This window comes from Microvirga sp. Mcv34, from assembly GCF_024519725.1.
Lineage (GTDB): Bacteria > Pseudomonadota > Alphaproteobacteria > Rhizobiales > Beijerinckiaceae > Microvirga.
In genome coordinates, this window is record NZ_JALJRK010000325.1 from 1 (window position 1) to 239 (window position 239).

Sequence of the window (239 nt, forward strand, 5' to 3'; positions counted from 1 at the left end):
CAGAAGCTCGTTGAAGCGCATCTGGATCGGCTGGGTGAAGGAGAGATTGTTGCCCAGCAACTGGCCGGCGGCTTCCTGCATCTGCTTGATCAGTTCCTCCTTCGGGAGCTTGGGATCAGGCCATTCCTCCTGCGGCTTGAGGATGATGAAGGTGTCCGAGGCGTTGGGCGGCATCGGATCTGCTGCCACCTCGGCTGTGCCGGTCTTCGAGAATACAAAAGCAACCTGCGGAAAGCGGC

General features: G+C 59.4%; 1 protein-coding gene. It reads right to left on the minus strand.

Annotated elements, in window-relative coordinates:
- Positions 1 to 239 (minus strand): efflux RND transporter permease subunit (locus tag OC446_RS30790; protein WP_262032641.1); only part of this gene is annotated, 239 nt, incomplete at both ends.